At 63.3% G+C, this 21997-nt stretch carries 2 protein-coding genes and 3 pseudogenes; all 5 read right to left on the minus strand.

The features are described 5' to 3' along the window. Positions 1 to 55 precede the first annotated feature (55 nt). Positions 56 to 14203 carry a non-ribosomal peptide synthase/polyketide synthase gene (locus ACHPFG_RS18165; RefSeq protein WP_431700050.1) on the minus strand — a complete coding sequence of 4716 codons (14148 nt, stop codon included), beginning with the start codon at positions 14201 to 14203 and terminating at the stop codon, positions 56 to 58. Positions 14204 to 14213: 10 nt separating this feature from the next. Continuing rightward, the gene (locus ACHPFG_RS18170) at positions 14214 to 14468 is read right to left on the minus strand and encodes a phosphopantetheine-binding protein (protein WP_390897267.1); all 255 of its coding nucleotides are present in this window, start codon (positions 14466 to 14468) and stop codon (positions 14214 to 14216) included. 162 nt (positions 14469 to 14630) lie between these two features. Further along, positions 14631 to 18701, minus strand: a pseudogene (locus ACHPFG_RS18175) (amino acid adenylation domain-containing protein); the annotation flags it as partial. 150 nt (positions 18702 to 18851) lie between these two features. Continuing rightward, positions 18852 to 20570, minus strand: a pseudogene (locus ACHPFG_RS18180) (amino acid adenylation domain-containing protein); the annotation flags it as partial. A gap of 21 nt (positions 20571 to 20591) precedes the next feature. Then, positions 20592 to 21995: pseudogene (locus tag ACHPFG_RS18185) on the minus strand (condensation domain-containing protein); the annotation flags it as partial. Between the last annotated feature and the right edge of the window lie 2 nt (positions 21996 to 21997).

Consider the following 21997-nt stretch of genomic DNA (forward strand, 5'->3'; position numbering starts at 1 on the left):
TCCAGCGGCAGCCCGATAAAGCGCTGCATGATTTTGTACGCCATCTGGCCGTCCATTACAGCTGCTCCATTTCGTCGAGGAGTGAATCGAGGAACGACAGTTTCTCAGTGCTTATACCGCCGCCCTGACCCTGTAAATGCTCTGCCAGTTCCCTGAGCTGGGCATGCTGGAACAGCTCATGCACGCTGATCTTCACGCCCAGCTCCAGCTGAATGCGCGACATCACATTGATCACCAGCAACGAGTGCCCGCCCAGCTCGAAGAAGTTGTCATTCAACCCCACTTGCTCAACATCCAGCACGTCTTGCCAGATTGCCGCCAGTTGCTGTTCAAGGTCGCTGCAAGGCGCCACATATTCGCCTTGCACAACATGGCTGTCGGGCTCCGGCAGGGCCTTGCGGTCCAGTTTGCCGCTGGGGCTCAACGGCATGTGCGACAGGCGCACGAACTGTTTGGGCACCATGTAGTCCGGCAGTAGCGCCTGCAGGGCATGGCGCAACGCCTGAGCGTGATCGATCTCATCGAGTACCGTTGGGAGGGCCACGTAGTAGCCTATCAACTGGCCGCCACCACCGTCCTGGCGCAGGACGACCTCGGCCTGGGCCACTCCGGCCTGGAGCAGCACCAGCGCACGAATTTCCTCCAGTTCCACACGGAAGCCGCGAATCTTGATCTGATGGTCCAGGCGCCCCAGGTATTCCAGCGCGCCATCCTCGGCCCAGCGCACACGGTCGCCGGTCCGATACAGGCGTGAACTGGCGCCGCCGAACGGGTCCGCGATAAAGCGCTCGGCCGACAACCCCGGACGTCCGAGATAGCCGCGCGCCAAACCGGCTCCCCCCACGCACAACTCGCCGGCAACACCGATCGGGACCGGGTTCAGATCACCGTCCAGTACCCGGCAAATCACACCGTCCAATGGCCGGCCAATCGGCGAACGGGTGCCGTCCTCAAGGGAGCACGCCCACCAGGTCGCGTTGATCGTCGTTTCGGTCGGCCCATAACGGTTGTGCAATGTTACGCCTGGCAGGGTCCGCAGGATCTGATCGCGCAAATCGGCGGTCAACGCTTCACCGCCTGAGAACACCCTACGCACGCGGGTGCACTGGGCGACGCCCGGCGTATCCATGAACAATTGCAACAGCGAGGGCACAAAATGCAGCGTGGTCACGCCAAATGCCTGGATCAACTCCAACAGGCGCACCGGATCCCGATGTTCGCCCGGGGCCGCTATCACTAGCCGGCTGCCGCTGATCAGCGGCCAGAAACACTCCCATACCGATACGTCAAAACTCATCGGGGCTTTCTGCAACAGCACATCGTCGGCCTGCAATGCGTAGGTGTCCTGCATCCATTGCAAGCGTTGCGCCAATCCTTCGTGTGTCACACCCACACCTTTCGGGTTGCCGGTGGTGCCGGAGGTGTAGATCACGTACATCAGGTTATAACCGTTGACGGGCACCTGCGGATCAGTTTCACCGCACCCGCTTAACCAGCGTTGATCACCTTCAAGGCTCAGGCACTGTACGCCATCGGCCAACGGCAGGTTCAGGTGCGACTGAGTCAGTAGCCACTTCACGCCGCTGTCCTTGAGCATGTAGGCCAAGCGCTCTTCGGGATAGTCGGCGTCAAGCGGTACATACGCACCACCGGCCTTGAGGATCGCCAGCAACCCGACCAGCATGTCGAAAGAACGCTCCAGCGCGATACCTACCAGCGAATCCGGGCCTACACCTTGCTTGATCAGCCCATTCGCCAGGCGGTTGGCACGTCGGTTCAGCGCATCGTAGGTCAACTGCTGCTCGCCGAAGATCACAGCGGTTGCCTGCGGCGTGCGGCGCACCTGCTGTTCGAATTGCTGCTGGACACACTGCCAAGAGGTCTCGCTCGGCAACCCGTTGCCTTTCTCCAGCAGGGCCAGGTGCTCCGACTCTGTCAACAGCGTCAACTGTGCCAGGGCCGCATGGGGCTTGGCGACCAGCTCTGCCAACAGGTGCAGCAGATGCCGGTTGAGACGTTCAACCGTCGGGCCGTCGACCTCACTGCGGTCATAGCTGTAGTGCAACGTCAGGGTTTCGCCGACACCGACGGCGATCGACAGCGGATAGTGCGTCTGTTCCCGGCTGCTGACACTGCCAAACCGCACCCCTTGCGGGGCACCCTGCTCCAGCACCTCCGATACAGGGTAGTTCTCGAACACCAGAATGGTGTCGAACAACGCCTCGCCCCCCAGCCCGGCCAGGCGTTGCAGCTCGAACAACGGCGTGTGTTCATGCTCGCGCAACGCAAGGTTCTGTTGCTGGATCTGTTGCATCCATTGCGACGCGGGCATATCTGGGCGAGGAGTTGCTACCACTGGCAAGGTATTGATGAACAACCCAACTTGCTGCTCAACACCACGCAGGTCCGCGGGGCGGCCCGATACTGTGGCGCCGAAGACCACGGTGTCCTGCCCGGTGTAGCGTTGCAGCAACAGCAACCAGGCGGACTGCACCAGGGTGTTGAGGGTAATCTTCTGGCCTTGGGTAAAGGCCTTGAGGCGGGCCATGCCCACGGCATCCAGCTCATGGGCGTGTTCACCCAGCCCGGACGCCCTCACATCCTTGTTGCGAGGCAGCGCCTGGAACAGACGTGTCGGCTCATCCAAGCTGGCCAGCTGGGTCTTCCAGAAGGCTTCGCGCAGGGTTTTATCCTGGGATTGCAGCCAGGCGATAAAGTCCCGGTAACGCGCGACCTGAGCCTGCGGCACATGGCCGGCGTAACGCCCCAGAACTTCGCCGAGCAGTTGGGAGCTGCTCCAGCCATCCATCAGGATATGGTGGCTGGTGTAGATCAGATGGCAACGTTGCGGGCCGGTGTGCGCCAGGGCAATGCGCACCAACGGCGGGCTCTCCAGTGTGAAGCCTTGCAAGCGCTGCGCATCGGCCAACTGATCCAGTTGCTGCTGCTGATCGGCACCTTCTGGGCACTCGGTTTCGATAAACGGCATTTGCACCTGGCGATGCACCACTTGCAGAGGCTGCGCAAGATCCCCGTCCCAGATGAAGCCGGTACGCAGAATGTCATGGTTATCCAGCGCTGCCTGCCAGGCTTCACGGAAACGCGGGATGTCCAGGCCCTCAACATTCACGCGCATCTGGTTGACATAGTCGCCCGCCTGGGGCTCGTACAAGGCGTGGAACAACATGCCCTGCTGCATCGGCGACAGCGGGTACACATCATCGACGGCAGCCAACGCAAACTGGTCCAGCTGTGCCTGGCTGAGTCGGGCCAGCGGGAAGTCCGACGGCGTTACGCCCTGATGTGCGGCCAGGCAGCAATGCTCGATCAAGTGCTTGAGTTCCTGCGCATAGGCATCGGCCAGGCGTTGTACGGTGACCTCGCTGAACATCTCGCGGCTGAAGCTCCAGACCAGGTTCAGTTCACCGCCGTACACCTGCCCGTTGATTTCCAGCCAGTTACCCAGCAAGGCGTGCTCGCTCTGGTCAGCGCCAGCGCTTTCGCCCGTAGGGGTGAAGAAGGCCTGTGCCGCAGCATCATTGAAACTGCCGTCGAACTGCCCCAGGTAATTGAAGGTGATCCGTGGCTGCACCAGCCCGCCCAATACCTGCCGGGCCTGGTCATCGCCCAAGTAGCGCAGTGCGCCGAAGCCAATCCCTTTATCCGGGACAGCGCGCAATTGCTCCTTGATACCCTTGATCGAGTCGGCCAGGGACGTGGCCGGGGTCAGCGCCAGCGGGTACATGCTGGTGAACCAACCGACTGTGCGGGTCAGGTCGACGTCCTCGAACAGATCCTCACGACCGTGCCCTTCAAGTTTGACCAACAGCGATTCGCCGCCCGTCCACCGTGTGATGACCCGGGATAACGCGGTCAGTAGCAGGTCATTGATCTGCGTACGGTATGCCGCCGGAGCCTCTTGCAGCAGGCGTCGGGTATAGGATTGATCGAGGTGCGTGCCCACGCTCAGAGCCAGTGAATTGTGCAAACCACCTTGCGGGTTATCGCAAGGCAGATCGGCCTCGACGCCTTGCAGCTGCGCCTGCCAGAAGCGCAGTTCTTCCTGCAGTGCCGGGCTATGCGCATGAGCCTGTAATCGCTTGCCCCAAGCCTGGATCGAACTGCTCTTAGCTGGCAGCACAGCCGCCTGCCCAGTCTGCAGTTGGGTGTAGGCGGTCTGCAGATCTTCGAGCAGGATCCGCCATGACACGCCGTCCACCACCAGGTGGTGAATCACCAGCAACAGCCGTTGCGATGCATCCGGCAACTCGACCAGCACCGCACGCATCAGCGGCCCTTCTGACAGGTCCAGGCTGCGTTGTGCCTGCAGGCCCAAGGGCTCAAGCGCCTCAATGGTATCGAGGGCGGTTTGCCAGAGCAGCTCGTCTTGGGCTTCAACCCCTCGGTAGTGAGCCTGCCAGCCGGCCGCTTGCGGGCTGAAACTCAGGCGCAATGCGTCGTGATGCGCCAGCAGCGCTGCCAGGGCGGCGCGCAATGTCGCGCCATCCAGTCGTTCGCCCGGGCGCAGGACCACGGATTGGTTCCAGTGGTGACGCTCGGCAATGTCTGCCTGGAAAAAGTACTGGTGTATCGGCAACAGCAACGCTTCGCCGGTGACCGGCCCTTGCTCGATCACAAGGCCCTCCCCGCCCGCCTGGGCAACCGCTGCCAGGCTCAGTACAGTCTGATGCTGAAACAGGTCCTTGGGCGTAAATCGAACACCGACCTGCCGTGCACGGCTAACTACCTGGATCGAAATGATCGAGTCGCCACCCAGCTCAAAGAAGTTGTCGTTCAAGCCCACACGCGGCAGGCGCAGTACATCGGCCCAGATGGCAGCGATCTTCTGTTCCAGCTCGCTCTGCGGTGCGACATATGCTTGCTGCATCTGGCTCACATCCGGCTGCGGCAGGCCCTTGCGGTCGAGCTTGCCGTTGGGGGTCAGCGGCATCTGCACCAGGAACATGAAGTGCGCGGGCACCATGTAATCCGGCAATCGAGTCTTGAGTGTGCGGCGCAAGGCATCACGAAACTCGGTTTCGTTGACCTGAGCGGTTACCGGTACCACATAAGCCACCAGTTGCTTGCCACTCGGCCCTTCCTGGGCCACCACCACGGTTTCGCCAACGTTGTCCTGCTCACGCAGGCGCGCTTCGATCTCGCCCAGCTCGATACGGAAGCCACGGATTTTCACCTGGTGGTCGACGCGACCGAGGTAATCCACCACGCCATCCGGGCGCCCACGGGTCAGGTCGCCGCTGCGATACACACGACTGCCGGGCTTGCCGAACGGGTCCGGCACGAAGCGTTCGGCGGTCAGTGCCGGGCGCTCCAGGTAACCACGGGCCACGCCCTCGCCGCCCAGGTACAGCTCACCGGCGACGCCGATGGGTTGCAGGTTGAGTTGCGCGTCCAGCACGTAGCCGCTGCGGTTGCCCAGCAGCGTGCCGATTGGCGCGTAGACGGCGCCACAGAGGTCGCCTTTGCGCGCCTTCCACAACAGTGGCGTGACCACGGTTTCCGTCGGGCCGTAGCCGTTGAACAGGTAGGTCGGCTTGAGCGCGCGCCAGGCCAGGTCGTAGCTGGCCTGGGCGACAGCATCACCGCCGAAGCAGTAGACCCGAACCTTCGGCGGGTTGCCGTCACGCTCGGCATGTTCGGCCAACTGCTGCAGGTACACCGGAGGGAACACTGCCATGGTCACGTTGTGACGGTGCATCTGTTCGTAGGTGTACTCGGGCAGCCATAGGCTGTCGTCACGGATCAGCACGCTGGCGCCATTGATCAGCGGGTGCATCCAGCCTTCGTGGGAGCCGTCGAAGGCGAAGGACATGAAGTGCAGTTCGCAATCGGCCGGGGACGTTTCATAACGCTCGCCAGTGGCAATGATATGCGCCACCAACGGCCCATGAGAGACCGCCACGCCTTTGGGCATGCCGGTGGATCCCGAGGTGTAGATCACGTAGGCGAGGTTGTCGCCGTCCAGCGTCACGTTTGGCGCGGTGTCGCTGTAATCGGCCCATTGCTCGGTGCGATCAATCGCCAGGCTGTCCAGGCCTTCGGGAATCGGCAGTTGCGGCAGCGCACTGGTGTGGGTCAGCAGCAACTTCGCACGGCTGTCCTGCATCATGTACAGCAGGCGATCACGCGGGTATTCGATGTCCAGCGGCACGTAGACGCCACCGGCTTTCATCACCGCCAGGAACGCCACCATGCTCTCGGCGCTGCGCGGCATGGCGATGGCCACACGCACTTCGGGGCCGACGCCACGGGCGATCAGGGCGTGAGCCAGGCGATTGGCCTGGCGGTCAAGCTCGCCGTAGCTCAGGGTTTGCGCGTCGAATTTCACCGCGACTGCATCCGGGTTTTCGGCGGCGCGGTCGGCTACCAACTCGTGAACAAAGCGCTCGGCCGAAAAGCCGGCGTCGGTCTGGTTCCATAGTTGCAGGATGTGTTGTTGCTCATCCTGGCCGAGCAGGTTGAGTTGGCTGATGGGTTGCTGTTGGTCGGCAACCATCGCCTGCAATAGGTTCTGCCAGTGGTCGGCCATACGCTCGATGGTCGCAGGGGCGAACAGGTCGGTGGCATACCCCAGTGAAGCACTCAGCCCCTCACCCCACTCGTGGACGTCCAGGTCAAGATCGAAATGCGCGGTGTGGCTGTTCCAGGCCAGCCCTTCGACACGCAGCTCACTCGATGCGTGCTCCGCGAAAGCCTGGCGGTTGGCCACCTGGTGGTTGAACATCACCTGAAACAACGGGTTCAGACTCAGGCTGCGCTCCGGCTGCAGCGCCTCTACCAATTGCTCGAACGGCAAGTCCTGATGGGCCTGGGCGTCCAGCGCGCGCTGCTTGACCTGCTGCAGCAACTGGGCAACGGTGGTTTGCCCATCGATATCAGCCTTGAGCACCTGAGTGTTGATGAAAAAGCCAATGAGCCGTTCAGTTTCAACGCGATTGCGGTTGGCAATCGGCACACCGACGCGGATGTCTTCCTGGCCACTGTAGCGATGCAGTAAGGTCTGGAACGAAGCCAGCAACAGCATGAACATCGTCACGCCTTCGCGCTGGGCCAAGGCGTTGAGGCCGGACACCAGTGTGGTCGGCAACTCCAGGTGCAAACGCGCACCGTGATGGCTTTGTTCCGCCGGGCGCTGGAAGTCGAACGGCAACTCAAGCACGGGTTGCTCACCTGCCAGCAGATCAAGCCAGTAGGCGAGTTGGCGCTCTTTCTCGCCAGCATCCATCCAGTCGCGTTGCCATACGGCGTAATCGGCATATTGAATCGGCAGTGCAGGCAACTGCAGGTCTTGACCCTGGCTGAAGGCACCATACAGTTGCACCAGTTCATCGACCATGACGTGCATCGACCAACCATCGGAAACGATATGGTGCTGCACCAGCACCAGTACATGGTCTTCATCAGCGATGCGCAGCAGCTCAACACGCAGCAGCGGGCCCTGCTCCAGGTTGAACGTGAGCGCTATCTTCGCCTCCACGGTGGCTTGGAGGTCAGCCTCCAGCACGTCGCTACGGGTGATGGCGACAGGTGCAGGCTCAGCCACGATTTGCACGGCGCCGTGGTTTTCCTGGCGCAACAGAGTGCGCAGGCTCTCATGACGCGCCACCAGGCGGTCAAAGCTTTGTTGCAGCGCAGCTTGATCCAACCGCCCCTTCAGGCGCAGCGCGCTGGGCACATGGTAAGCGGCGCTGCCTGGGTCCAGTTGCCAGAGAAACCACTGCCGTTCCTGGGCATATGACAGCGGCAAGCCGCGGTCACGTGCCACGGGAACCAGCGCCGGCGCCTTGACACCCTCACTCGCTTCGAGCGCGAGCAGCGCGGCGACAAATCCTTGCAGGCGCGGCTGTTCGAACAGCACCTTGAGCGGCACTTCCAATGCCAGCGCCTGGCGCAGTCGCGAGGCCACTTGCATGGCCAGCAGCGAGTGCCCGCCCAGCTCGAAGAAGTGATCCATGAGGCCGACGCGCTCCACCCCGAGGATATCCGCCCACATCGCCGCCACTTGCACCTCAAGTGCACTGACCGGTGCGACCCAGGTTTGCAGCGAAAGGCTCGCATCCGGTTTTGGCAATGCCTGGCGTTCCAGCTTGCCGTTGGGGTTCAGCGGCAGGCGCTCAAGGAACATCAGGTGGGCCGGCACCATATAGTCCGGCAATTGCTCACGCAGCACCGTCTTGAGGGCTTCGTCCAATGCGCGGGTGTCTGGCTGTTCGGCCACCAGATAGGCCAGCAACTGGTTGTTCACCGCCAACACCACGGCCTCACGAACACCCGCCTGGGCCAGCAACAGGGCTTCGATTTCACCCAGCTCGATACGGAAACCGCGGATCTTGACTTGATGATCGACCCGTCCTACGTATTCGATCACGCCGTCGGCACGGTAACGCGCCAGATCCCCTGTGCGGTACAGGCGATCGCCGTTACCGCTGAAAGGATCAGCGACGAAGCGTTCGGCCGTCAGCAATGGCCGGTTCAGGTAAGCGCGCGCCAGGCCACAGGCGCTGCCGATATACAACTCGCCCACGGCGCCCAACGGCGCGAGGTTGAGGTCCCGGTCCAGCACGTACAAAGCACGCCCCGGCAGAGAGCGACCAATCGGGCTGGCGGTAACGCCAATGACTTCATCGCCCGAGGTGCAGTCCAGCACACTGGAGACCACCGTGGCCTCGGTCGGTCCGTAGGTGTTGAGCAGTCGCACATGCCTCAGGCCCGCACGCAACCATTGTGCTGGACCGTCCAGCGGCATGGCTTCGCCACCGATATGCACTTGCCGCAGGGCACCATAGGTACGCGATCCGGCTGCCAGACAGTCGAGCAGGAACAGGTTCCAGTAGGCGGTCGGCAAGTCGGCCAGGGTAATGCCCTGTTGCAGGATTTCGCGGTACAGGCGCCCGCTGTCCCAGAGTTCCGGGCCACGCAGTACCACGGCAGCGCCGTGGGTCAGCGCCGGATACAGCTGCTCGACGAACCCATCGAAGTTCAGGGTCGCAAACTGCAGTACGCGGTCATTCTCAGTCAGCTTGGAATAACCGGCGGCAATGCTCGCGAATTCGCTCAAGGCGCCATGGTCAATCGCCACGCCCTTGGGTTTGCCGGTCGAGCCGGAGGTATAGATCACATAAGCAAGGTTGTGCGGCCCGACTGTTGCGCTAAGGTTTTCCTCGGCGTACGACGCCAGCGAGACCGTATCGATCGCCAATACAGCAACGCCTGCGGGCAACGCTATCGGCACACGGGACTGGATCAGCACCAGGCGCACGCCACTGTCTTCGAGTATATGAGCCAGGCGTTCGCGCGGGTACTGCGGGTCGAGCGGCACATAGGCACCACCGGCCTTAAGGACCGCCAACAGGCTGACCACCATGGCAAAGGAGCGCTCTACTGCGACCCCCACCAACACTTCCGGACCCACGCCCTCTGCCACCAGGCAATGAGCCAGACGGTTGGCTTGCCGATTGAGCGCGTCATAGGTCAGGGACTCGCCATCGAGTACAAGTGCCACTGCTTGCGGGCGTTTCAGCACCTGGGCCTCGAACAGGCGATGGACGCCGGCCTGCCACGCAGCCGCCGGGCGATTGGTATTCCAGGCCTGCAGCAGCGCGTGCTGTTCTTCAGCCGTCAGCAGCGGCAAGCACGCAATAGGATGGGACGGTGTCTTCACCACCGCCCGCAGCAGGCCAAGCCAATGCTGGGCCATGTGTCCAATGGTGGACGCCTCGAACAGATCTGTCGCGTAGGTCAACGATGCCCAGAGCCTGTCCGCGGACGCCTGGGTATCCAGGCTCAAGTCAAAGTGTGCAGTGTGACTATCCCATTCCAGACCTTCGACCTGCAAACCCGGAATCGACTGCGCGCCCGCCTCGTCGCGCACGTCGGACTGGTGGTTGAACATCACTTGGAACAACGGGCTATGGCTCAGACTGCGTTCCGGCTGCAACGCCTCCACCAACTGCTCGAACGGCAGGTCCTGATGCGCTTGCGCGTCCAGGGCCGTGTGCTTGACCTGCTGCAACAATTCGACAAACGACAACTCACCGGTGATATCGGCCTTGAGCACTTGGGTATTGACGAAGAAACCAATCAGACGCTCGGTCTCGACCCGGTTGCGGTTGGCAATCGGCACGCCGACGCGAATATCCGATTGGCCGCTGTAGCGATACAACAAGGCCTGGAAGGACGCCAGCAACACCATGAACAGGGTCGCGCCCTGACGCTGGGCCAAGGCCTGCAGTTCGCTCGCCAGCGCGGCGTCCAGCACCAGGTCCAGGCGTGCGCCGCGATGGCTTTGTACCGCCGGGCGCGGATGATCCAGCGGCAGCTCCAACACAGGCTGCTCACCGGCCAGGCGTTCAACCCAGTAGGTCAGCTGGCGGGCCTGCTCGCCCGCCTCCATCCAGCCACGCTGCCACACCGCATAATCGGCATATTGAACCGGCAGCGCTGGCAACTGAGGCTCCAGGCCCTGGCTGAACGCAGCATAAGCTTGCACCAGCTCATCGACCATTACCTCCATCGACCAGGCGTCGGAGATGATGTGGTGCTGCACCAGCACCAGCACATGATCGTCCGCGGCCAGGCGCAACAGCTTGACCCGCAGCAGCGGGCCTCTGCACAAGTCGAATGGACGAGCGATTTCTGCTTCGACCCGGACCTTCAAGCTGCCCGGTTCATCACTGTGCAGGGTCTCGTTTTCGATCAGCAACGCGGTCGGCGCAGCGATCCGCTGTACCGTGCGCTCGCCATCCACGACAAACACGGTACGCAGGGTTTCATGCCGTTCAAGCAGGCTATCGAAGCTGCGTTGCAGGGCCCGGCGATCCAGGGCGCCGCGCAAGCGCAGGGCCGCCGGGATGTGATACGCGGTGCTCTGCGGCTCCAGTTGCCAGAGGAACCACTGCCGCTCCTGGGCATAGGACAGCGCCAGGGCTTGATCACGTGCCAACCGCAGGATCGGCGGCGAGTCCAGCGCGGTGCCTGACAACGCCTGCACGAACCGGCCAAGCACAGGCTGTTCGAACAGGCCTTTCAACGGTGCATCGATGCCCAGTGACTGGCGTACACGAGACACCACCCGCGTGGCCAGCAACGAGTGCCCACCGATTTCGAAGAAGTGATCCTCCAGGCCAACCTGCGGCAACCCCAGCACCTCAGCCCAGATAGCCGCGACCTGGCACTCGCGTTCGGTGACAGGCGGCACAAAGCGTTTTAGCAGGGCAGCGGCATCGGGTTTGGGCAACGCCTTGCGATCGAGCTTGCCATTGGGCGTCAGTGGCATCCGCTCCAAAAACACCAGGTAGGCCGGCACCATGTACTCCGGCAACTGCTCGCGCAGGGCGGCCTTGAACCGCTCGCGCAGGGTGACCTGCTCCTCATCCGACACCGGTTGCCGGGTGACCAGGAAGGCCAGCAATTGGTCATGCTCAGCCACCACGGCGGCTTCGCGCACATCGGCCTGCTCACGCAGGCACGCCTCAATCTCTCCCAGCTCTATACGGAACCCACGCACCTTGACCTGATGGTCGACGCGGCCGATGTACTCGACCACGCCATCTGCGCGATAGCGCGCCAGGTCGCCGGTGCGGTACAGGCGTTCGCCGTTAGTAGCGAACGGGTTAGGCACGAAACGTTCGGCAGTCATCGCTGCGCGGCCGTGGTAACCACGGGCCAGGCCGACACCGCCGATCAGCAGCTCACCGCTGGTGCCTACCGGGCTCGGGGTGAGCTCGGCATTGAGGATAAACAACGAGGTGTTGGCGATTGGCCGACCGACAAACGGTAACGGTTCAACCAGTAGATGGGCCGCCGACCAAATAGTGGTTTCGGTCGGGCCATACAGGTTCCACACCGTGCCCTGCTGGGCCAGCATGCGCTGGGCCAGGTCGGCCGGCAGCGCCTCGCCACCGCACAGGCACTTGACCCCGCGCAGCAAGGCGCGGCGTTCGCTGTCCAGGAGCATGCGCCAGCTCGAGGGCGTGGCTTGCACCACACTGATCGCTTCGCGCTGTACCAGATCCAGAATCGCCTCGGGGTCCAGGGACACGTGCTTGTCGGCCAGTACCACCGTCGCACCTGTCGCCAGCGGCACGTAGAGTTCCAGGGCAAAGATATCGAACGAGAACGTCGTCAACGACAACAGCCGCGCGTCAGCGCCAATGGACAGGGTGCTGGCCATGCCCTGGGTGAAGCTGCTCAGTGCGCCATGACGTACCATCACGCCCTTGGGTTTGCCGGTGGAGCCGGAGGTGTAGATCACATAGGCGAGGTGTTCGCCCGTCAGTTCGATGTCGGGGTTGGCGCTGCTGTAGCGCGCATCTTCCTGTGCGTCCATGAGCAACAATTGCTGGTCAGCCGCCAGTGGCAGGCGTTCGTGCAGGTCGCCGGCAGTCAGTAATACGCGTGCGCGGCTGTCTTCGAGCATGAACGCCAGCCGATCCGCCGGGAACTGCGGATCGAGCGGCACATAGGCACCACCGGCCTTCAGGGTTGCCAGCAAGGCCAGCACCATGTCCACCGAACGGTCCAGGGCAATGGACACCAGCACGTCCGGGCCAACACCGGCGGCACAGAGGCGATGGGCCAGGCGATTGGCACGGCGGTTCAGTTCTGCGTAGCTCAGCGCCTGGCCATTGCAGACCAGCGCGGTCGCGTCCGGGCGGGCCTGGGCCTGGGCTTCCAGCAAATGGTGTACACCCACATCCTGCGGGAACGCCTGGTGCGTGTGATTCCAGGTATGCACCAGTTGCTGCCACTGCGTATCGTCCAGCAACGGCAACTCGCCGACCCGGCCGTTGCAATCCTGGACCACCAGATGCAACAAACGGTGCCAGTGGCCGAGGAAACGTTCCAGGCCCGGCGCATCAAACACGTCGGTGGCATAGGTCAGGGACGCCTGGATACCATCAGCCGATTCCTGGGTGTCGAGGTTGAGGTCAAACTGCGACGTCTTGCTTTCCCACTCCAGCCCTTGTACTTGCAGGCCCGTGACGCTGCCACCGCCGCGTTGGGTGTCGGTCTGGTGGTTGAACATCACTTGGAACAACGGGTTGTAGCTCAGGCTGCGCTCGGGCTGCAGCGCTTCCACCAGCTGCTCGAACGGCAAGTCTTGATGGGTCTGGGCCTCGACCGCACGTTGGCGGGTTTGCTGCAGCAATTCACGGAAGGTCATCTGGCCGTCGATATCGGCCTTGAGGATTTGCGTGTTGACGAAAAAGCCGATCAGGCGCTCGGTCTCCACCCGATTACGGTTGGCCACCGGCACGCCGATGCGGATGTCACCCTGGCCACTGTAGCGGTGCAGAACGGCCTGGAACGACGCCAGCAACAGCATGAAGACGGTCACACCTTCGCGCTGTGCCAAGGTCTTGAGGCCCGCCACCAGCGAGGTTTCCAGGGTCAGGTCCAGCCTGGCCCCGCGGTAGCTCTGTACCGCTGGCCGCGGGCGGTCCATGGGCATTTCGAGTACCGGCTGCTCGCCGCCGAGCATGCCTTTCCAGTAACCCAACTGGCGCTCACGCTCGCCCGCCTCCATCCAGCTGCGTTGCCACAGCGCGTAGTCGGCGTACTGGATCGGCAAGGCCGGCAGTTGCAGGTCCTGGCCCTGCACATAGGCGGCGTACAGCTGCACCAGCTCGTCGACCATCACCTGCATCGACCAGCCATCGGAAACGATGTGATGCTGCACCAGCACCAGCACATGCTCCTGGGGCGCCAGGCGCAGCAGCTTGACCCGCAACAGCGGACCTTGCTGCAAATCAAACGGCTGGGCGATCTCGGCTTCCACCAACGCCTTGAGTTCGGATTCCTCGGCCTCGACCAGGGCGATCTCCACCCGGACCTGATCGGCAATCACCTGCAGGGCGCTGTCGCCGTCCTCCTGCAAATGCGTGCGCAGGCTTTCATGGCGCATCACCAGTGTGTCAAAGCTGCGCTGCAACGCGGTCACGTCCAGCTGGCCGGTCAGGCGCAGGGCCCTTGGCACGTGATAGGCAGTGCTCTGCGGCTCCAACTGCCACAGGAACCACTGCCGTTCCTGGGCATAAGAGAGTCGAAGGGGCTCACCTTCCTGGCGCTTGAAAACCGGGGCAATCTCAAACAGGTTGATGCCTTGCTGCTTGAGCATTACCGCCAACGCTTTCTTTTGTTGCGCTGAAAGTGACCCTACCGACTCGATTAATGCTTGCACGCCACGCCCCTCAGGAAATCAATTTATCCAAATCTTCTGCTGATAGACGTTTGAGAGCCTCCAAGGATTTAGCCAATGCGTCCTGCACCGGCGAATTATTTGTCTGCTGGCCAGCCACATAGGCGCTGAAGTCGGCCAGGGTCGGGGTGGTGAAGATCGATTTGACGTCGAATTCGGCGTGCAGCTGCTCACGCAGGCGCACCACCACCTGGGTCGCCAGCAGCGAGTGCCCGCCCAGTTCGAAGAAGTTGTCGTTCAAACCCACGCGCGGTACCTCCAGGACCTCGGCCCAGATCGCGGCGATCTGCTGTTCCAGCTCGCTCTGCGGCGCGACATACTCCCGCGCTTGCAAGCTGGCGTCCGCCTTGGGCAAGGCCTTGCGATCCAGCTTGCCGTTGGGGCTCAGAGGCATCTGTTCCAGCAGCATCCACTGTGCCGGGACCATGTAGTCGGGCAGGTGTTGAGCCAGGTGGGCACTGAGCACATCGCGCCAATCGTCCCCGGCGTTTTGCAGCACCAGGTAGCCCACCAGGTATTTGCCGTCGACCGCCAGCACGGCGGTCTCGCGGACCCATTCGTGCTCCAGCAGGCGCGCCTCGATTTCCCCCAGTTCGATGCGCAGGCCGCGCAGCTTGACCTGATGGTCGATACGCCCGGCGTATTCGATCACGCCGTCTGCTCGGTAGCGCGCCAGGTCGCCGGTACGGTACAGGCGCTCGCCCTGGATGAACGGGTGGGCGATAAAACGTTCGGCGGTGAGTGCCGGACGGCGGTGGTAACCACGGGCCAGGCCCACGCCCCCCAGGTACAGCTCGCCGAGGACGCCGACCGGTACGGGTTCGAAGTGGCTGTCGAGGATGTAGCAACCGAGGTTGGCGATCGGGCGGCCAATCGGCACCGCGTCGCGGCCTTCGTCCACGCAGGTCCAGTGGGTCACGTCGATGGCGGCTTCGGTCGGGCCGTACAGGTTGTAGAGCCCGGCCTGCGGCAGCTTGGCGAAGACCTGCTGCTGGGCGTCCACCGGCAAGGCCTCGCCGCTGCACACGATGCGGTGCAGGCTTTGGCAGGTCGACACCGCCGGATCCTGCAGGAACGCCTGCAACATCGATGGCACGAAGTGCAGCGTAGTGACCCGCTGTTGATTGATCAGGTTGATCAGCCTGGCCGGATCACGATGATCACCGGGTGCTGCAACCACCAGGCGCGCACCAGTCATCAACGGCCAGAAGAACTCCCACACCGACACGTCGAAGCTGAACGGGGTCTTTTGCAGCACTGTGTCGCTGACGTCCAGGCCATAGGCTTCCTGCATCCATTGCAGGCGGTTCAGCAATGCCGAATGACGGTTGCCGGCGCCTTTGGGTTGGCCGGTGGAGCCCGAGGTGTAGATCACGTAGGCGAGGTTTTCGCCGTCCAGGGCGATCCCTGGGTTGGCGTCGCTGTAGCCCTCGAAGGCAGACTCGCCCAGCACCAGGGTTTCCAGGCCTTGGGGAATCGGCAACTGCTCACGCAAATGCGCCTGGGTCAGCAGCAGTTTCACGCCGCTGTCGTCCAGCATGTAGGCCAGGCGTTCGCGCGGGTATTCCGGGTCCAGCGGCACATAGGCACCACCGGCCTTGAGCACCGCCAACAGGCCGACGACCATTTCGATGGAACGCTCCACCGCCAGGCCCACCAGCACGTCCGGCCCCACGCCGGCTTCGATCAGGCGATGCGCCAGGCGGTTGGCGCGGCGGTTGAGTTCGGCGTAGCTCAAGCGCTGCTCGGCAAACACCAGGGCCGCAGCGTCCGGCGTGCGCCCCACCTGCTGTTCAATCAGTTGATGCACGCAGTGCTGCAATGGGTAGTCCCGCGCCGTGGCGTTCCAGTCCTGTACCACCTGCTGGCGTTCAGCCACATCGAGCATGGCCAGGTCACCCAGACGCTGCTGGCCGCCCTCGAGCATGGCTTGCAGCAGATTGAGCAGATGGCGGCCGTAGGTTTGCACCGTGCCCAGGTCGAAATGCGCACGCGCGAAACTGAACTGCACCGACAGCGTGTCTCCTACGTCCACCAGCACCGTCAGCGGGAAGCTGGTTTGCTCGCGGGAATCCGGCAGGCCAAAACGGATACCGCTGCCGCCACTCTGCTCCAGGGCCTTGGACACCGGGTAGTTTTCGAACACCAGGATGTTATCGAACAAGGCTTCACCGCCCTGCCCGGCCCAGCGCTGGATATCGTACAGCCCGGTATGTTCATGCTCGCGCAAAGCCAGGTTCTGCGCCTGCACCGCTTGCAACCAGTCGGTCACGGTTTGCTGGCCCTCCACTGCGCAGATCACCGGCAAGGTGTTGATGAACAGGCCAATCTGCTGCTCCACCCCCACGAGGTCTGCCGGGCGCCCGGCCACGGTGGCGCCGAACGACACCACCGCCTGCCCGCTATGGCGCTGCAACAGGACCAGCCATGCCGCCTGGATCAGGGTATTGAGCGTGACCTTATTGCTGCGCGCAAAGGCCTCGAGGCGCCCCGTCAGCGGGCGATCCAGGCTCAGTTGGTGTTCGCCATGCCCATTCGCCGCGATTGTCTGGCTGCTGCCCAGGCGGGTCGGCGCTTGCAATGCACTCAACTGCTCGCGCCAGAAGGTTTCGGTCGCACCGGCATCCCGCTGCTGCAACCAGCCGATGTAATCGCGATAGCGACCCGCCGCTTCAGGCACCGCCACACCGGCGTAACGTTGCAGCACTTCACCGAACAGTCGCGAATTGCTCCAACCGTCCATCAGGATGTGATGGTTGGTGTAGATCAGCTCATGGCGTTGCTCGTCGGTGCGCACCAGCACCAGACGGACCAGGGGTGCCTTGGCCAGGTCAAAGCCCTGGCGACGCTGGGCTTGCTGCAGGTTTTGCAACGCCAGCTCACGCTCCGGCATGGCGCGCCAGTCGAGGTGTTCGATCGGCAACCGGGCCTCGCGATACACCACCTGGCACGGCCATTCCAACTGGCCTTCCCAGAAGAACCCACTGCGCAACACATCATGGGCCTGCACCGTGACATCCCAGGCCTGCTGGAACCGCGCTACATCCAGGCCCTCGACCGTCACGCGGATCTGGTTGATGTAGTCGCCGGCGGCCTGTTCGTACAGGGTGTGGAACAGCATGCCCTGCTGCATGGGCGACAAGGTGTAGATGTCTTCAATCCCATCAGCGGCCAGCGGCAAGGATTCAAGCTGCTGCTGGTTCAGGCGCGACAACGGGAAGTCCGAGGCCGTCACGCCGTGGTTGCCGGGGGTACAGCAATGTTCCACCAACGCCGTCAGTTCACGGCTGAAGGCCTGGCTCAAGGCGTCGATCTGCGACACCTCGAACATCAGCGGGCTGAAGGTCCAACCCAGGTGCAGCTCACCGCCGAACACCTGGCCGTTGAGTGTCAACCAGTTACCCAGCGGCGCCTCCGGGCTCTGCTCGGCACCGGCACTTTCTGCGGCCAGCGCGAACAAGCCGTCCGGCTGGTCAAAGCTGCCGTCGATCTGGCCCAGGTAATTGAAGGTGATACGCGGCACCGGCAATGCGCTGAACGCCTGGCGCGTGGCCTCGTCGCCGAGGTAGCGCAGCGCGCCGAAGCCCAGGCCCTTGTCCGGCACGGCGCGCAGTTGCTCCTTGATCTGCTTGATAGAAGCACCAAGGGATTCGGCCGGGGTCAGGCGCACCGGGAACAGGCTGGTGAACCAACCCAGGGTGCGGGTCAGGTCGATATCGTCGAACAGGTCTTCGCGGCCGTGGCCTTCCAGCTGGATCAAGCTGGAACTCTGCCCCGTCCACTGGCAGATGACGCGCGCCAGGGCGGTCAGCAGCAGATCGTTGATCTGGGTGCGATAGGCCGCAGGCGCCTGTTGCAGCAATTGCCGGGTGTGCTCGGCGTCCAGCTGGCTGACCACGGTCTGCGCCAGGCGGACAGGACGCGCGCCTTGCGGATCACGGCATGGCAGATCGGCAGGCACGCCCTGGAGTTGTTGCAGCCAGAAGTGTTTCTGCGGCTGTACCGCTTCGCTGCGGGCATGGGCCTGCAAACGCTCGGCCCAGGCCTTGAACGACGAGGTCTTGGCCGGTAACGGCTGTTGGCGGTACAGGCGTTGCAGGTCCTCAAGGAACACCCGCCAGGACACGCCATCCACCACCAAGTGGTGCATCACCAGCAGCAGGCGCTGGGTACCGTCGGCCAGTTCGGCAAGGACCGCACGCAGCAAGGGTCCCTGATGCAGGTCGAGGCTGCGCTGGGCTTTTTCGCACAACGCGGCCAGTTCGTCGGCATCCTTCACCGTGGCTTGCCACAGCACCTCAGGGGTGGCGGCTGCATGCTCGGCCTGCCACCCTTCGGCGTGCTGGCTGAAGCTCAGGCGCAGCACATCGTGGTGCTGGACGATGGCGTGCAAAGCCGCTTGCAGTCGACCTGCCCCGACCGGCTCGCGTGGCACCAGCAGCAAGGACTGGTTCCAGTGGTGGCAGTCCGGCAGGTCCATCTCGAAGAACAACTGCTGGAACGGCAGCAACGGCGTCTCGCCCTGCACCGGGCCTTGGTCGATCACCTGCGCTGTCTGCAACTGCGCCACCCGGGCGAGGCTGCGCACGGTCTGATGCTGGAACAGCGCCTTGGCGGTGAAATGGATACCGGCGGCACGGGCGCGGCTGACCACTTGAATGGAGATGATCGAGTCACCGCCGCGCTCGAAGAAGTTGTCATTCAAACCCACCTGTTCGACGCCCAGCACCTCGGCCCAGATCGCCGCGATCTGCTGCTCCAGCACACTGTGCGGAGCTTCGTAGGGGTGGGTGGCTTCGGGTTTGGGCAGCGCCTTGCGGTCGAGTTTGCCGTTGGGACTCAGGGGCATCTGTTCCAGCAGCACCCATTGGGCGGGCACCATGTAGTCCGGCAACTGCTGGGCGAGATGGGTGCTGAGCACATCGCGCCAATCGTCCCCGGCGTTTTGCAGCACCAGGTAGCCCACCAGGTATTTGCCGTCGACCGCCAGCACGGCGGTCTCACGGACCCATTCGTGCTCCAGCAGGCGCGCCTCGATTTCCCCCAGTTCGATGCGCAGGCCGCGTAGCTTGACCTGATGGTCGATACGCCCGGCGTACTCGATCACGCCGTCTGCGCGGTAGCGTGCGAGGTCGCCGCTCCGGTACAGGCGCTCGCCCTGGATGAATGGGTGGGCGACAAAACGTTCGGCGGTGAGTGCCGGGCGGCGGTGGTAACCACGGGCCAGGCCGATACCGCCCAAGTACAACTCGCCCAGCACGCCGACCGGCACCGGCTCGAAGTGGCTGTCGAGGATGTAGCAACCCAGGTTGGCAATCGGGCGGCCAATCGGCACCGCATCGCGGCCTTCGTCCACGCAGGTCCAGTGGGTTACGTCGATGGCGGCTTCGGTCGGGCCGTACAGGTTGTAGAGCCCGGCCTGCGGCAGCTTGGCGAAGACCTGCTGCTGGGCGTCCACCGGCAAGGCCTCGCCGCTGCATACGATGCGGCGCAAGGTATGACAGGTCGCAACCGTCGGGTCCTGCAGGAACGCCTGCAACATCGACGGGACAAAGTGAAGCGTGGTGACGTGTTCGGCATTGATCAGGCGCACCAGTTTGGTCGGATCGCGATGATCCCCCGGCGCGGCGACCACCAGGCGCGAGCCGGTCATCAACGGCCAGAAGAACTCCCACACCGACACGTCGAAGCTGAACGGGGTCTTTTGCAGCACTGTGTCGCTGGCGTCCAGGCCATAGGCTTCCTGCATCCATTGCAGGCGGTTCAGCAATGCCGAATGACGGTTGCCGGCGCCTTTGGGTTGGCCGGTGGAGCCCGAGGTGTAGATCACGTAGGCAAGGTTCTCGCCGTCCAGGGCGATCCCTGGGTTGGCGTCGCTGTAGCCCTCGAAGGCAGATTCACCCAGCACCAGGGTTTCCAGGCCCTGGGGAATCGGCAACTGCTCACGCAAATGCGCCTGGGTCAGCAGCAGTTTCACCCCACTGTCGTCCAGCATGTAGGCCAGGCGTTCGCGCGGGTATTCCGGGTCCAGCGGCACATAGGCGCCACCGGCCTTGAGCACCGCCAACAGGCCGACGACCATTTCGATGGAACGCTCCACCGCCAGGCCCACCAGTACGTCCGGCCCCACGCCGGCTTCGATCAGGCGATGCGCCAGGCGGTTGGCTCGGCGGTTCAGTTCGGCGTAGCTCAGGGACAGGTCGTTGAAGCGCAGCGCCAGCGCATCCGGCTGTGCCAGCGCCTGGGCTTCGATCAACTGATGCACCCACTGCCCTTGGGGGTAGTCGCGCGCGGTGGCGTTCCATTGCGAGAGGATTTGCTCGCGCTCCTCGGCATTGAGTGTCGCCATATCCTGCAAGGGCAAGGCAGGGTTCGCCACGCCCGCACGCAACAGGCTCAGCCAATGTTCGGCCATGCGCGCGACGGTGGCGGCGCCAAACAGGTCGGTGGCGTAGGTCAGGGACGCCCAGATCGCGTCGCCGCTCTCCTGGGTATCCAGGCTCAGGTCGAACTGGGCACTGTGGCTGTCCCATTCGAGGTTGGCCACGCGCAGGCCCGGCAGTTGCTGCGCGGCGGCAGGGGAATTGGCCTGGTGGCTGAACATCACCTGGAACAGCGGGTTATGGCTCAGGCTGCGCTCCGGTTGCAGCGCTTCCACCAATTGCTCGAAGGGCAAGTCCTGATGGGCCTGGGCTTCCAGTGCGCGGCGCTTGGTCTGCTGCAGCAGCTGGGCGAAGCTCATCTGACCATCGAGGTCAGCCTTGAGCACTTGTGTATTGACGAAGAAGCCGATCAGCGATTCGGTCTCGACGCGGTTGCGGTTGGCAATCGGCACGCCGACGCGAATATCCTGCTGGCCGCTGTAGCGGTACAGAAATGCCTGGAAGGAGGCCAGCAGCAACATGAACATCGTTACGCCTTCGACCTGGGCCAGGGCTTTCAACCCTGCAACCAGTGCCGGTTCCAGCGCGATGTCCAGACGCGCACCACGGTAGCTCTGTTGCGCCGGGCGCGGCTGGTCGAATGGCAGCTCCAGCACCGGCTGCGTGCCGCTGAGCAGTTCACGCCAGTAGTCCAGTTGGCGGGCCTTCTCCCCCGCTTCCATCCAACTGCGTTGCCACAGTGCGTAGTCGGCGTACTGGATCGGCAAAGGTGCCAGCACGCAGTCATGGCCCTGGCTGTAGGCGGCGTAGAGCTGCATCAGCTCCTGCACCATCACGCCCATCGACCAGCCGTCGGAGACGATATGGTGCTGCACCAGCACCAGCACGTGCTCGTTTTCACCGAGGGTAAGCAGGCTGACGCGCAGTAGCGGGCCTTGCTGCAAGTCGAACGGACGGGCGATTTCGGCTTCGACGCGGGCCTTGAGCAGGGTCTCGTCGACCGAGCTTTCAGCGATCTCGATCACGCCGTGGGCCAGCACTTCCTGGGAGCGCTGTTCATCATCCAGGTGCAGGCGCGTGCGCAGGCTTTCATGGCGCACCGCGAGGGTGTCGAAACTCTTTTGCAGCGCAACCTTGTCCAGGCGCCCGCTCAGGCGCAGGGCGCCCGGCACGTGATAGGCGGCGCTGTCCGGGTCCAGTTGCCAGAGAAACCACTGGCGTTCCTGGGCGTAGGACAACGGCAGCATCTGGCCGTCCTCGCGGATCGAGGCAATCGGCAGCTGGGCGAAGCTCATGCCCCGGCTTTGCAGGCGCTGGTAAAACTGCTGGCGCTGTTCCAGAGGCAGGCGAAGAAAGCGCGAAACCAGATCGATATTAGGGTTGGAAAGCATGG

Source organism: Pseudomonas sp. BR20, from assembly GCF_050780135.1.
GTDB lineage: Bacteria > Pseudomonadota > Gammaproteobacteria > Pseudomonadales > Pseudomonadaceae > Aquipseudomonas.